Genomic DNA, 14,016 nt, shown 5'->3' on the forward strand with positions numbered 1-14,016 from the left:
CCCGGACCGATCGGCGATCCCGGCAAACTACCCTCCACCCTCTCGATGCGGCTCAGAACGAGAGCCGGAAGATGGTGCCCAGCCCCTCGTGGCTCTCTATATCGATACTCCAGCCGTAGCGCCGACAGATGCGTTTCACCAGGGAGAGCCCGATACCTTCACCGCCGGTCGGACCGGTATAGTAGCGGTCGAATATCCGCTGCATCTGTTGCTCAGAGATGCCAATGCCGGTGTCCTTCACCGATATACCCGCTCCATCCAGAGAGACATGCACCTGCCCCCGATCGGTATAGGCGATGGCATTGCGGATAAGATTGGCGAGTACCACACGCAACATGGGACAGGCGACTGACAGACTCATCTGCGCCTGGATATCCAGTTTTATCTCCAGCGATTTACGATGCAACAGGTGCCGATGCTCCTCCACCACCTGCTGCAGCATCTCGCCTACCGCACAGTCATACTCCGCCACCCTATCGCCCCGTTCTTCCCTGGCCAACAGTAGCAGCACCGTGACCAGTTCAGACATATCGTGAGCAGAGCGGGCGATGCGTTCGACCCGGGAACGCCGGGCTGCATCCATACCGGGATCTTCAAGCAGCACGTCGACCGCGCCTTCAATGACCGCCAGCGGCGTGCGCAGTTCATGGCTGACATCGGCCGTAAACGACTGTTCACGCTCTATGAAGGCGGCCAACCGCTGCAGATAGGCGTCGAACTCACTGGCCAGGGTGCCCACCTCGTCATGCGGAAAATCCCCGGCCAGTGGCGCGCCATGCGCCTCAGGACAGAGCGTGGAGACGCGCGTCGCCAACTCCCTCACAGGAGAGATGACCCGCCTCGCCAGCCAGAAACCGAGCAGCGCCGACGCCAGCGTCATGACCAGCATACCGATACCGAGGAACAGCTCGAACTGGTTCTCCCGATGCCGGATCTGTTCGGCATCGTACAAGACGATGAAATGGCGCTCGTCGTTGAGCCGCACCTCTGCGTAGTACTCCTTGCCCTCCATATGCACCTGATGCAGGCCGGCTGGCAGCTCTCGCAACGCCTCCGGCACGCCCATCGTGCCGGGCAGGAACACATAGGTATGAATCATCGTACTCGCGGGAGGCAGCGCCCTGGGGTCGGCCTCGAAGCGCACCATGTAATCTTCGAGTTCCGCAGAGAGCGTTTCAGCGATCAGCCGCGCCTCCATATCGATGGCGAGTAGATAGAGGGAACCGGCCAGCCCCACACTCACCAGCATACCCAGCAGGGTAAAGGCCAGGGCGACACGATAGCGCAGGCTAGCCCTGAATCTCATCGGGTGCGATCAGTTGGTAGCCGATACTGTGTACCGTACGTAACAAATGTTTGTCGAAAGGCCTATCGATCGCCGCACGCAGCACTGACATATGGGCGCGCAAGGCATCGCTGTCGGGGCGCGTATCCCCCCAGATGCGCCGCTCGATCTCACGCCGTGGGACCACCCGGGGCGACTGCCGCAGCAGCAGGGCCAGGATCTTCAGCGGAATCGGCGGCAGGGAGATCGAGCGGCCGTCCCGCTCCAGCTGCAGAGTGGCAGGATCGAACGCCAAATCGGCCAGCCGCAGCAACTCGCGGGACTGATCACCGCTCACCCGCCGCACCAAGGCCTTCAGGCGGGCATCCAGCTCCTGCATGGCGAAGGGCTTCACCAGGTAATCGTCTGCCCCGCTGCCGAACCCCTCCAGCTTGTCATCCAGGGTATCGCGGGCGGTCAACATCAACACCGGGGTGTCACATCCGGAATCGCGCAAACGCTTACAGACCTCCAGGCCATCCATGTCCGGCAGCGTCAGGTCCAGTATGATGGCGTCGTAGACCTTCTCCTGAACAAAATGCAAACCACCCCTGGCGCTGCCTGCCGCGTCTACCACATAACCCCGTGGCTCAAGAAAATCGTAGAGATTGGCCACCAGGTCCGGATTGTCTTCGATCACCAGAATATACATTTCCCTCCTCGGGCCAGTTAGCCCCCCCCTTGTTCATCCCGCCAACCAGCACAGCACCATTTTGTCTACTTTGAGACATCATTACACTCCCGGAAGATCCGCTTGTCGCAGCCCCTGCAGATCTCCCGATTCAGTTTCTGGTAGATGGCGCGAATGCTGTCCGTCTTGGACTGGAAGATATGGTTCGGATTGATCACATCGAGAGCACCAAAGCGCTCCAGAGCATCCCACAACCCCTGCTTGACGTGAATCATATAAAACTCTCCGCCCATCCCCTTCCGTTTTCGCGCCTCATCGGCCAGCGCCTGGGCGCCGCTGATATCAACGAAGTTGATGCCGTTGGCCACGATCGCCAGATGAGTCTGGGCCGGTGACTGTTCACGAATGCGTTCAAACTCATCCTGCACATGGTTGATCGAACCGAAAAAGAGCGAGCCGTCGATGCGCAGGATCTTCAGCTGAGGGCATTGGGGTAGCCCCGGATCACTAGAGAAGGCATTCTTGTAGAGCATGGGATTGGGGGCCCGGCTGACGATACGGGGGCGGGAGACCCGCTCCAGATAGAGCACCAGCGACAGCAGGATGCCAGCGAAGATTGCCAGCTCCAGCTCTAGGAACAGGGCGCCTAAGAAGGTAACCACCATCACCGCCGTCTCCCGGCGGCTGCCCTTCAGGATATGCCGGATCTCCTTGAAGTCGATTAGACCCCAGGCAACCATGAACAAGATGCCGGCCATAGCCGCATTGGGCAGCCAGTCCGCATAAGGGGCCACCAGCAGTACGATCACTACCAGCAGCAGGCCAGCAAATACCGCAGCCAGGGGTGTCTTCGCGCCCGATTGATAGTTGAGGCCACTACGGTTGAAAGAGCCGGTGGCCACATAGCCCGAGAAGAAGCTGCCCACGATATTAGACAACCCCTGGCCGATAAACTCCTGGTTGCCATCAATACGGTCGCCGCTGCGGGCGGCGATGGAACGGCCGATGGAGACCGCTTCAGTGAGGGCGAAGAGAGTCACCGCCAGCGCAGAGGGGGCCAGATCACGGATCGTCTGAAACGAGAGATCGGGGCTAGAGAGAGGCGGCAGGCTCTGCGGCAGGGCGCCCACCGTCTTGATCGCGGTAACATCGGCGCCGAACAGCTGATTCAACCATGCTGCCGTCAGGCCGCCGGCCAGCATCGCCGCAATCATGTAGGGGAAGCGGGGAAACCAGCGCTTCACCGCCAGCCCTGAGAGCAGGGTGATCACCGCCACCGATAGCACATAGGGATTGATTGAGGGGATCTGCTGCCAGAAGTGATAGAGGATCTCATGCAGATGGCCGCCTCTCGGCATCTCCACCCCAAAGAAATTCTTCAGCTGCTTGGCCGCAATCAGAATCGCCGCGCCGGCAGTGAAGCCGACTATCACCGAATGGGAGATGAAATTGACCAGCGCCCCCATACGAACCAGTCCAAGCACCAACTCGAGCACCCCCACCATAAGGGTCATGGTCAGGGCCAGGGTGACATAATCGGCGCTGCCCGGCTCCGCATAGACACTCAAGGCAGAGAAGAGAACGATAGATGCCGCCGTGGTCGGCCCCGACACCAGGTGGCGCGAGGAACCGAACAGGGCGGCGATAATCGCCGGCACCATCCCTGCATAGAGGCCATACTCCAGCGGCATCCCAGCAATGGATGCAAAAGCCACCCCCTGGGGCAGCACCACCACAGCCCCAGTCAGCGCAGCCAGCAGATCGCTGCGCAACGTCGTGGAATCAACCTGCGGCCACCAGCGCAGGAACGGAAACAGCCTCAGGGCAAGGCCGTGTGCAAAATCTTGTGTCATATAACCTTCTCAACAACTTCACTATTCGTGATACACCACACCTAAAGATGCGGAGCATTCGGACAGTAGTCTACCGTTACATATGTGAATAATTCGTTAAGGAGTCTCTGACACGGAGAGCGTCCAGATGTGACGCCAGCCTTTGTCAAACTCTACCGCGGGATCTTACTGGAGCGCGACATCAGCCTGCCACAAGGGGTAAAGGTTATTTTACAACGCCTCCCGGCATTGCTGGCACGTCATCTGCTAGCAGAACTCAAGGTCACAGGCCAAGCCTACTATAGGGAACAGAGTGAACGTATTTCATTTACGGATTCGTGATCGAGCGCGAGTTCCTTGATCGCCGTCTCTCGGTATACCACCCAATTGTCCGGCATATCATCAACAGTATTGATAGTAACGGTGCTTGCCAGGAGATAGTTAGCAAGCTTTAAGACAGCAATGTGCCCACGCAGGTGCGGATCTTCTATGTGATCACAGCATCTCAAGTGATGTTGGCTAATTGCATAACAGACCGACTCGGGCAGTTCCCAGTGCTTAGCCAACATAAATCCCACAACACAGTGATTGGTTCCGAATTGTTCTTCCTCTGCGGCGATCACTCCGATGGGATCATCCTCCCATTTCTCCATAAACCCCAGATAATTCCCGAATTTCTGCGCCAGCAGCATCATGCCTGCGTCATGAAACAAACCACTAAGGTAGGCGTCCTCCGGTGCGACATCGTCGACCATAGCCGCAATTCCTGAAGCACAGTGTGCAATGATCTGTGAGTCTTCCTCTATCTGTCGATAGTCAGCATTGTTGTTCGCCAAAGCGCGTTTGAAGGCCGAAGCGATAACCAAGTTCTTCAGATTCGTCAGTCCAAGCATCATAGTGGCATGCTCAACTGATTGTATCTCCGCCCTGCGGCGATAAAGAGGGGAGTTGGCTAATTTTAGAACGTTTCCTGCTAGCGCAATATCGCTCGTGATCAGTTCCGCCACCTTATGGGGACTGGTATTTTGCCGTCCAATTTCCTGGTTGACCTTAACCACAACGTCCGGCATGTTCGGGACGCTCATCCCTTTAATCGTTTTATAAGCTTGGCGAAGTTGATTTTTGGACAGCAAAAACTCGTACGACACCAAATGTAGCTCCCTCTAAGTTGATCTAGTCACGTTAGCGGCTATTGATCGGGATAATTTATCTGAAACCGCATGTTAGGGAGCCTCTACCCTGGCAGACCACTCAGAGCGATCAACTGCTCCAGCGCCTCCACATAGCGGCGAAACGCCGCCCGGCCAGTTTCAGTCAGGGCATAGATGGTCTGGCTGCGGGGAGAATCGTCCAGCTTGTGGGGTTGGATGTACTCCGCCGCCACCAGCTTCTTCATGTGCGCCTCCAGATTGCCGTCGGTAAGGCCAAGCGCCTTCTTAATCTCGGTAAAGCTGGCCTCATCACGCCCGGCCAGATAGGCGGCGATGCGGGTGCGCACCGGCTGATGCAGCAGCCGGTCGAGCTGGGCGGGTTGAGACTGTTCGTGGATGCTCATGCAGAGCGCTACTCGCCGATCTCGACCCGCAAAGAGGTGTCGATTCTCGGCCCTGTCTCCTTGTCGATGAGTGCCTGGATAGTCAGTCTGGGGACGCGGAAATTATACGATATCTCCCTCCACTCACCACCGCCAATCCGGTAGTGCCCCTCGGGCACCCCGTCTCTCATCAGGATCTCCAGCGGCTGGCTCAAGCGCAGCGGAATCGGCTCCAACTCACTGCTCTGCAACAGGTTGCCCTCCCAGATCAGATAGAGCGGCACCGGAGAGCCAACCGGCAGGCTAACAATCTGCTCGCCTCTGACCTGATCAACCGCAAAATCGGCCAGCCGGATAGGCTCAGCCTGGGGATCGAAGGAGCCCCGGGTCATCTGATAACCCGCTTCCGCCATCAGACACACCAGCAGCCCCCACCCCACCAGGGCCGATAGAGCCATCAGACGCCGCATCTGCGGCTGATAGCGCAGGATTAGCCCCAGTAGTGGCAGCCCGACCCCGAACAGCGCCGCTGCGAGCCACTGGGTGAGCTGATAGTCGACCCGCAGCGCCAGCAGCAACACACTCGCCAACATCATCGAGGCCCCATACCACTCCAGCGGCTGTTCAGAGAAGAGCCCGTGGATCACCAGCGCCAGGCCAACCAGGAAGATCCAGGCGGCGAAGATCATGTAGCCACCGCCGTAGAACAGGGTGGCCACGGACATCAGCACCCCCAGCCCCATCAGAATCCACCACACCTTGGTGAGCTGGCGCTGCACGAAGGATAAGGTCCGATCCTGCCGCCAGCGCAGCCTGCGGGTGAAACGATAGTCGAACAGCCCCGCCGTGGTCAGCACACCTCCCACCAGCAGAAATACCGCCAGCGCCTGGGACCACTGCTCCGGGAAACGCGCATCGGTGATCAGCAGATCGGTAAAGATGGCAAGAAAGCCACCGGCGCCCCCCCAGATCAACAGCGTATGGGGGTCCATACGCACACTCTGCTGGCCCCTCGAGATCATGCTGTAGATCGCATCCAACTGCTCGGGATGGCTCTGTTTCTCCATCACTGATACCTCCAATCTGATTCTTGCTCTGTGTTTCAGAGTGTATTACTCTGAAACACAGAGCACAACTTCGAATGGACTCTGCCAGCGTTGATCAGACCGATCGACACCACTCAAATCAGGAGATGACAGATGAAACAGATGGTACTGAGCACAATGCTATTGGCACTGGGAATCAGCGGCTGTGCTTCAATGGCACCGCCCAGCAGCGCCGAGATGGCGAAACTGCCCGTTGTAGAGATCGGCAGCGGCACGCCCGACAGCCCTGAACTATGTGCTGCACATCCCTGCCGGCCAAACCTTTCCGGTAGAGCTGGTGATCGACGGCTCAATGCTGCAACAGAAGGCTGGCGCTAACACCCAAGTCAGCCTGCAGCGAGAACTCTATCTCTAAAACAGTGGCTCAGCTACGACGGCAAGAGCTGGCAACCGACCCATGAGCAGGTCGATTTCACCCTTTCTGCCGGTCTGAATGGCGAGGGCGGTAAGGTGGTAGTGAAGGCAAACGACAGATAGCTAGCCAGCCAAGTAGGTTGGGATGAGCAGTCGCGAATCCCAACATACGCGCCCCCTACCGGGTCCGCGGTGCCGGATCGCTGAGAATCAACTCCGGCTGGGAAAACGGTGCCAAACGCTCGATGAAGTCGATCACCTCCATCACCGGCGAACCGCGGAAGAAGCCGGTGGTGGGGCGGTCCATCCAGATCCGGTCGGAATAGAGGCGGATATCGTGGGGCGTGTCGCCAAAGCCGTCATCATCCTGGTCGAAGCCTTCATAACCTTCCCAGTGATTGCCCCGCCAGTCGTTAAAACGAGCGCTGATCGGGGCGCTCACCGCCACCGAGGTGAGGTTGTTTTCAAAGTAGTTGTCGTGGATCAGATGCCCCCCCTTCTCGCCATAGAAGTACATCGCCACCGTGTTGTAGGTGAAGTGGTTGTTGCGCAGGTAGAGGATGTTCTCTGGATCGGTGGGGGAGTTGGCGGTGAGGCCGACCGCGTTGTGCAGGATCTGGTTGCGGGCGATCACCACCTGGGAACTCTCCTTGATGGCGAGGGCCGAGCTGCCGGTGTTGCGGATCTGCTCGATGCGGTTCTCTTCGATCTTCAGGCGATCCGAGTAGATCGCGACGATGCCGGTATCGTTACCAATGATCTGGTTGGCCCGCACCTCGTTGTCCGGAGAGAAGATAAACTCCATGCTGATTCGGCTGTCGCGCAGGGTGTTGCCGATGATCCGGTTGGCCGGCGAGTTGGTCAGCACCAGATCGCGCACCTGGCTGAACTGATTGCTCTCGATCAGGTTATCACGGCTGTACCAGAGCCGCAGCCCCTCACCACGCAGGCTTGGCTCACGGGGGAGCGAGGCGATGCGATTCTCGCGGATGGTGTTGTGGTTGCCCTGCTGCACAANATGCCAAACAGCACCTCATCGATCCGGTTCTGCTCGATCCGCACATGGTTCGCCTTCAGCAACAGGCCGGCGTCCATAGCATCGTGGGAATCACCTGAGTTGATCAGGTGCAGACCACGAATGGTGGTATTGTCCGCCTGCACACTCAGCACCGTGCCCTGCCCGTCACCATCGATAGTGACCTGGCCCTGGCCATCCAGGGTGATCGGCTTGTTGATCACGATCGGACCAGGATAGGTGCCAGCTGGCGGGCGCAGGGTGCCGCCGGGGGCGGTTAGATCGATGAACAGCTGCAGTGGCGGCAGGCAGTGGCCGGGGCCAGCGATCAGCAGGCCGGCCAACAAACAGAAGGTGGAGAGGGTCGGGCGTGTCATGGATAAGCTGCATCCAGTATTACTGCTGTCTCTCAACCGCGGAGACCATCCGATACTACCGCGAAACGCCTGGCTTGGCAGCTGGCTTGGCCAGCAACACAGTGATGGATTTCGCGCGCTCAACCCATCTACATTTGAAACCAAAGTCTCTGTTTTATGTTGCCGGATTAATATTAATACCGGCTCGGCTGCGGCCAGTCGATATGCCGATAGTCACGGCAGCGCCAACCATGCAGGGTGCGCACCACGCCACCTCCAGCGGTGACGGCCGGTACACTCCCAACCGACTTGCACTCGGCAAACGCCTGCAGCAGTGCAGGCGCCAGGCCCGCATAATCTGTGACATAGAGGGCGCTTCGCCCCTGCTCCCGCTCCAACCCAGGCCAGAGATGGTACTGGGTAAACCGCCCACCGCCAGATGGCAGCGGATAGACCGGCAGCCGTTGCGGCCAGTAGAAGGCCAGTTCACTGGCCAGGTGGTAGTGGGAGGCGATCAGGAAATCGACTGGCCCCGCCTGCGCTGCCAGGGTCGCTATCGACTCCCGCCAGGCCTGGGTCTTCTTCAGATAGCTCTTGTGCAGCGGCAGACCAAACAGCTGCGGAAAGGGGACCAGGATCGAGACTAGCATGCCGGCCAGCAGCCCCGCGACCATAAAGCGTCGGTGGCGCTCAAACCACTCCCCCGCATAGCCCGCAAACAGCACGATCACACCGATGTGGATCGGCGCAGGCCAGTTGAGCTGCACCTTGCCGCCGAATGACTTCCAGAGGAAAAACACCATCAGCATCAACGTCAGGCTGCGCACCAGCCAGGCCTCGGGCTGTTGCGGCCGACGCACCAGAGTGGCAATCATCACCAGCCCCAGCAGGGGTGAGAGTGCCAGCGGCTGGCCCAGCAGCACCTCAAAAAAGTTGCCAATGCCCCCGCCCGCCATATGGCCCTGCTCGTGGCGGAACATCACCCAGTCGTGCTGGCTGTTCCAGATCAGCACCGGCGAGACGATGGCCAGCGCCAGCAGCGCACCAAGCCAAGGGTGGGGCTTGAGAAACTGCTGTCGCCACTCGGCTCGCGTCAGCATCAACAACGCGATGAGGGTCGGCAGCAGCGCGATACTGAACTTGGCCAGGGCGCCGATGCCGACCGCAATCCCCATTTCGTACCAGGCGTGGCTCTGCCCCCGCTGCAAGGCGCGCACCGCCGCCCATAGGGCCCAGGTCCAGAAGGGGAAGAGCAGGCTGTCGGTAGTCATCACGCTGCCGAGCATGAAGAAGAGCGGCGAGCTGAGTCCGAGCAGCACCGCCCACCAGCCCGCCGCACGACTCTGCCAGAGATCCCGTGCAAAATGGAACAACAGCACCAGCAACAGGCCGTGGCTGAGCCAGGCCATCAACCGCACCTGCCAGTCGCCCTGCCCGAACAGTTCGCTTGGCAGTGCGATCGCCAGGGCGATCAGCGGACCCTTCGAGTAGTAGCTCCAATCGAGATGTTGCGACCACTCCCAGTAGTGAGCCTCATCGAAGTTCAGTTCGATGTTGGCAGCCCAGATCAGCAGCGCGTGCAGCGGCACCAGCGCCACCACCAAGAGTAGCAGCCACCAGCGATCGTGTCGCTCAATCGTCATCTTTTGGCTTATCCGCCAGCCCGCCCCCGCTGTCACGGCGCACCGTATAGGAGCGGGTATCGCCAGTGGCGAAGTAGGTGCGGGAGTTGAGTTCACTGAGCACGCCGGTGGTCATCAGTTGCACCGCCACCAGGATGAATAGGATGCCAATCAGCAGCAACGGCCGGGTGCCGATATCTTCCCCAAAACCGATCTTGAGCACGCCGAGATAGCCCAGGATCAACCCGCCCAGACCACCGAAAAACATGCTGATACGGCCAAAGAAGTGGCCAGGTCGGCTGAGGAAGCGCAGAAAGAAGTAGACCGAGATCAGGTCAATGATCACCCGGAAAGTGCGCCCCAACCCATACTTAGATTCGCCATGAATGCGCGCCCGGTGGTTGACTACCTCCTCGGTGATGCGCGACGAGGAGGTGTACATCGACATCCAAGCCGGAATGAAGCGGTGCATGTCGCCAAACAGCCGCACTCCCTTGATCACCGAGGCACGATAGACCTTGAGGCTGCAGCCGTAGTCGTGCAGGGTCACATCGGTAATACGACCGATCAGCCGGTTGGCGATGCGCGACGGGATCTTACGAATCAGATCATCCTTGCGCTTCTGCCGCCAGCCCTGGATCAGATCGAGATCCTCCGCCACCAACCGCTCCACCAGCCGCGGGATATCCGCCGGATCGTTCTGCAAATCGCCATCGAGAGTGGCTATCACCTCTCCCCTGGCGGCATCGAAACCCGCCTGCATCGCCGCGGTCTGGCCAAAGTTACGTTGCAGGCTGATGACTCGCACATGGCCCCCGGAGCTAATCGCCTCCTGACGCAACGCCTCGCCGGTGCCATCGCTACTGCCGTCGTCCACCAGCACCAGCTCCCACTCCCCGCAGTAGTGCTCCAGTGCCTTGTGCACGTCGTTGAAAAACGGCGCCACATTTTCGATCTCGTTATACATCGGCACCACAACGGAGAGGCGTGGTGCCCGACTGGCATCGCCCTGCTTTTCTTTTTCATTCATCACAATGTCATCACAGTCAAAATCAATCGGAACCACGACAGCGAATGCGGTCGTAGAGGCAGGCGGCGGCGAGGCCCCAGAGAGTACCAATCGCCGCGCCCATCACCACCTGGCTGGGAAAATGCTTCGCCAAATAGATACGCGACAACGCCACCAGAATTGCGCTCACTAACAGAAACAGACGCCACCCCTTCCAGGCGGGTCGGGTGACAAAGAGAAATGCCGTCGCCGCAAAGGAGTTAAGGGCGTGGTTCGATGGCATCCCCTTCAGGCTCGCTCCGCACTGCCCCCCCTCGATCAACCGCAACGGCTCGAAAAACGAGAAACAGGGGCGCNCCTGGGCAAACAGATCCTTCAGCTGCGCCCCCAGGGCATCCCCCAGGGCAACCATGAGGATCAACGCCAGCCACCAGCGCAAGCCTGCTGAGAGCTCTCGGCTGACCGCCGTCCACAACAACAACAGCAACAGTGGAAAAGAGAAGCTGTATTTATCTGAAACCCAGCTCAGCAGCCAGTCGAGAAAGGGGCTGGCCCAACCCTGGTTGATCCAGATAATCAGCGACTGATCAGGTGACATGCTCCCTCCCCAACAGCAGCGCCAGCGCCCCAGAGAGCAGCGACAGCCCAAGCAGAAACAGGTGCAAGTTGATCGCCGCGCTGAGGGCCTGCTCTGCCCCGGTGCCGGTAGGCACCAGCACCGCCATCACCCCCGCCTCGAAGGTGCCGGCAGCGGCAAACCCCTGCATCGGCAGCACGCTACTCAGATCGCCGGCGATGGCCCCCAGCCAGGCGGCACCTGCAGATGTCTCAGCCAGACTGAAGAGAATCCAGGCGAAGGCCCCCAGCTTGATGCTCCAGTTGAGCAGGGTGAAGAGGATGTTGATCAGCGCCTGTCGGCGCGCCTGCGGAAAGCCGTTGCGCAGCGCCTGTAGCCGCTCCGACCAACGCTCCGGCAGCCGCCGCGCCGACCAGGTGATCAACCGGGGCACCAGCCAGGGAGCAAGCAACGCCATCAGCGGTGCGATCAGCAAAGCCGGGGCGAAGGCAGTGTCGAGCCACAACAGCAGCGCCGCCACACCAATCAGGCTGAGAGTGAGCAGATCGAGAAAACGGAACCAGAGCAGCGCGCCCACCGTCTCGGCCCGACGCACACCGAAGTAGCGTTTCATCAGCAGCGGCAGGGAGAGCTCGCCAGCACGCATCGGCAGCAGATTGTTGAACAGATTGTGCAGCAGCACCATGCGCAGGCTCAGTGCGAAACGCCCGCCGGTTGCGCTCAGGAAGTGGAGATGGATGCGCAGGGTACGCATCAGGTAGCTGATCACCACCAAGCCGGCCGCCAGCAGGATTTGGATCGGGCTGAGCGCACGCCAGGCAGCGAGAATTCGTGCCCAACCGACCCAGTACTCCACCGCCGCCAGCAAGACCGCAAATAGCACTCCCCACAGCAGCATGCTGCGGCCGCGGCCAGACTCCGGCTGCATGCGGGGTGCTGCGTTTGTGCTCTGCCCTGTCATTCGTCAATCGGCCCCCGCTGCGCCTTCAACACGCGGCGCGGCGCGCACCCCGATCAACAACGCGGCGAGTAGACAGATCAAGGCAATCGCCTGCTGGAAGGCGAGCGCCATAGGGTAACCAGTATGGTCGATCAGCAGCAGTGCAAGGGCGCACAGCAGCAGGAAAACGGTAAGCCGACTGCGACCAGGCTCCTGCTCGCCCCAGCGCCAGCGCTCGGCGAGGCGAGTAGCCAGGATAGCGGCGATCCATCCCAGACTGGCGCCAGCCAGGATATCCACCGGCCAGTGCACCCCAACCACGCTGCGTGACAGCCCCACCAGAGTCGCCAGGGCAATCAGTACAACCACCCGTAGCGGGTGCTTTAACCACGCCAGGCTCAGCACGCCGGCCAGGGCGAAGATGGTCGCACTGTGACCCGACGGAAAGGAGTGGCTGTGGTACGCAGGACCGATTGTCAGCAGCTCCGACGCTGACAGCAACGCCGGTGGCCGCGGTGCGTCCAGCATCGGCTTCAGCAGATGCACCAGCAGTGCGCCGATCAGCCCCGCCAGGATCGCGACCCAGGCCAGGCGTGGGTTGCGCTGCTGTAGCGGCAGCAGCAACGCCAGCCCCACTAGGCCATCCCCGAGGATGGTGATCGAGGTCCAGAGCACCGGGTCGCCCTGTCCCAGCCGGTTCAGCAGCAGCAACAGTTCGCGATTGAGCGGGCCCTGCCACACTAGCAGCGCCGCGCCGGCGCTCAGTAGAGGCAGCATCCAGACCAGTGGGTGGCGCAGCTTGAGTCGACTCATGGGGGATCTCCGGATCGATTTTCACCAGGACGATGCCACCCTCATCAAACAGCAGAGTGTGGGGAGGCAGATCGGCACGATGGTGGCGCTTTGTCAGTACCAGGTCGCCTGCCCTGGGCTCCCGGGTGGGCGTGACCGCCTCCCGATAGACGCTGAAGCTGGGCAGTTTAGCGCGCCACATGATCACTTCGCCCGGCAGGCCTCGGGCCAGCTCCGCGGCACGTTTCACCGGCCCCTGCTGGATCTGACCAAATACCGGCAGGAACACCCCGGAGAGGGCAAACACCGCCAGCAGGCCGGTGGCGAGCAGGCTCAACTCGCCTAAACGGCGGCGAAACAACATCAACCCGATCGCCGCAACCAACGCCAGACCGATCCCGCCATAGTAGGCACTGGTGAAGTGCCGCTCAGGCTCGGCCAGGGCCGCCTGAGCGTAGGGGTCTTTGATCTGTGGCAGCGCCATATCCAGCAGGCCCGGCAGCGCCAGCAACAGACCCAACAGCAGCAGCAGTGGCAGAAAAGCCGCCGTGCCGAGGCGCCTGCCGCTCAGCCAGACCCCGCCAAGCAGAAACAGCGGCGTAAGCCCGTAGATCAAGTAGTGGGGCAGCTTGGTCGCGGAAAAGGAAAAGAAGAGGAAGACAAAGCCAAACCAGATCAACAGAAATCGCGGCAGTGGCTCACTCCACCTCTTAACCGCCATCCCCAACCCGCCAGCGATCGGCAGGGTAAACGGCAGGGTGGCGAGTAGCAGCACCGGCAGATAGAACCAGAACCCGCCTTGGTGCCCCTCCATCGCATCGCTGAAACGGCCACTGTTGTGGGTGAAGAAGAAGCCCTCGAAAAAGCCCATGCCGTTTTGCAGATACTGCACCAAATACCAGGGGGCCGCCACCAACAGGAACA

At 60.2% G+C, this 14,016-nt stretch carries 14 protein-coding genes; 2 read left to right on the forward strand and 12 right to left on the reverse strand.

Going from position 1 to position 14,016, the window contains the following annotated elements; genetic code table 11:
• Positions 1 to 52: 52 nt before the first annotated feature.
• The 12 genes from RIFP1SYM_RS01315 to RIFP1SYM_RS16205 form a co-directional block, all read right to left on the reverse strand.
• A complete protein-coding gene (locus tag RIFP1SYM_RS01315; RefSeq protein WP_005958748.1) occupies positions 53 to 1,306 on the reverse strand; it encodes a sensor histidine kinase in 1,254 nt (417 codons plus the stop codon).
• On the reverse strand, positions 1,290 to 1,976 hold the full coding sequence (locus RIFP1SYM_RS01320) for a response regulator transcription factor (protein WP_005958750.1): 687 nt from the start codon (positions 1,974 to 1,976) through the stop codon (positions 1,290 to 1,292). The genes RIFP1SYM_RS01315 and RIFP1SYM_RS01320 overlap by 17 nt, the downstream gene beginning before the upstream one ends.
• Before the next feature lie 65 nt (positions 1,977 to 2,041).
• Positions 2,042 to 3,808, reverse strand: coding sequence for a SulP family inorganic anion transporter (locus tag RIFP1SYM_RS01325; protein WP_005958751.1), 1,767 nt, complete (start codon positions 3,806 to 3,808; stop codon positions 2,042 to 2,044).
• A gap of 278 nt (positions 3,809 to 4,086) precedes the next feature.
• Complete coding sequence (locus RIFP1SYM_RS01330; protein ID WP_138921704.1) at positions 4,087 to 4,935, reverse strand: HDOD domain-containing protein; 849 nt, start codon at positions 4,933 to 4,935, stop codon at positions 4,087 to 4,089.
• Positions 4,936 to 5,021: 86 nt separating this feature from the next.
• Entirely contained in the window at positions 5,022 to 5,342 is a 321-nt protein-coding gene (locus tag RIFP1SYM_RS01335; RefSeq protein ID WP_005958754.1) for a winged helix-turn-helix domain-containing protein, read from the reverse strand.
• Between the two features lie 8 nt (positions 5,343 to 5,350).
• Positions 5,351 to 6,388 carry a hypothetical protein gene (locus RIFP1SYM_RS01340; RefSeq protein ID WP_139042025.1) on the reverse strand — a complete coding sequence of 346 codons (1,038 nt, stop codon included), beginning with the start codon at positions 6,386 to 6,388 and terminating at the stop codon, positions 5,351 to 5,353.
• 571 nt (positions 6,389 to 6,959) lie between these two features.
• On the reverse strand, positions 6,960 to 7,796 hold the full coding sequence (locus tag RIFP1SYM_RS01345) for a NosD domain-containing protein (protein WP_050798684.1): 837 nt from the start codon (positions 7,794 to 7,796) through the stop codon (positions 6,960 to 6,962).
• Between the two features lie 550 nt (positions 7,797 to 8,346).
• Positions 8,347 to 9,795, reverse strand: coding sequence for an ArnT family glycosyltransferase (locus RIFP1SYM_RS01350; protein WP_139042027.1), 1,449 nt, complete (start codon positions 9,793 to 9,795; stop codon positions 8,347 to 8,349).
• Positions 9,785 to 10,804: a glycosyltransferase family 2 protein gene (locus tag RIFP1SYM_RS01355; protein WP_006473719.1), complete on the reverse strand. Its 1,020-nt coding sequence runs from the start codon at positions 10,802 to 10,804 to the stop codon at positions 9,785 to 9,787. The genes RIFP1SYM_RS01350 and RIFP1SYM_RS01355 overlap by 11 nt, the downstream gene beginning before the upstream one ends.
• Before the next feature lie 22 nt (positions 10,805 to 10,826).
• Positions 10,827 to 11,381 carry a phosphatase PAP2 family protein gene (locus RIFP1SYM_RS01360; protein ID WP_039959520.1) on the reverse strand — a complete coding sequence of 185 codons (555 nt, stop codon included), beginning with the start codon at positions 11,379 to 11,381 and terminating at the stop codon, positions 10,827 to 10,829.
• Positions 11,371 to 12,288, reverse strand: coding sequence for a lysylphosphatidylglycerol synthase transmembrane domain-containing protein (locus tag RIFP1SYM_RS01365; protein ID WP_039959522.1), 918 nt, complete (start codon positions 12,286 to 12,288; stop codon positions 11,371 to 11,373). The genes RIFP1SYM_RS01360 and RIFP1SYM_RS01365 overlap by 11 nt, the downstream gene beginning before the upstream one ends.
• Positions 12,289 to 12,324: 36 nt before the next feature.
• Positions 12,325 to 13,113 carry a phosphatase PAP2 family protein gene (locus RIFP1SYM_RS16205; RefSeq protein ID WP_050798686.1) on the reverse strand — a complete coding sequence of 263 codons (789 nt, stop codon included), beginning with the start codon at positions 13,111 to 13,113 and terminating at the stop codon, positions 12,325 to 12,327.
• On the opposite strand from RIFP1SYM_RS16205, the gene RIFP1SYM_RS01375 reads away from it, so the two are divergent.
• Both RIFP1SYM_RS01375 and RIFP1SYM_RS01380 read left to right on the forward strand, forming a co-directional pair.
• A complete protein-coding gene (locus RIFP1SYM_RS01375) occupies positions 13,112 to 13,438 on the forward strand; it encodes a hypothetical protein (protein ID WP_039959523.1) in 327 nt (108 codons plus the stop codon). The two genes, RIFP1SYM_RS16205 and RIFP1SYM_RS01375, sit on opposite strands and share 2 nt — an antisense overlap.
• 75 nt (positions 13,439 to 13,513) lie before the next feature.
• Positions 13,514 to 13,861, forward strand: coding sequence for a hypothetical protein (locus tag RIFP1SYM_RS01380; protein ID WP_039959525.1), 348 nt, complete (start codon positions 13,514 to 13,516; stop codon positions 13,859 to 13,861).
• Positions 13,862 to 14,016 lie beyond the last annotated feature (155 nt).

It is taken from the genome of endosymbiont of Riftia pachyptila (vent Ph05) (assembly GCF_000224455.1).
Lineage (GTDB): Bacteria > Pseudomonadota > Gammaproteobacteria > Chromatiales > Chromatiaceae > Endoriftia > Endoriftia persephonae.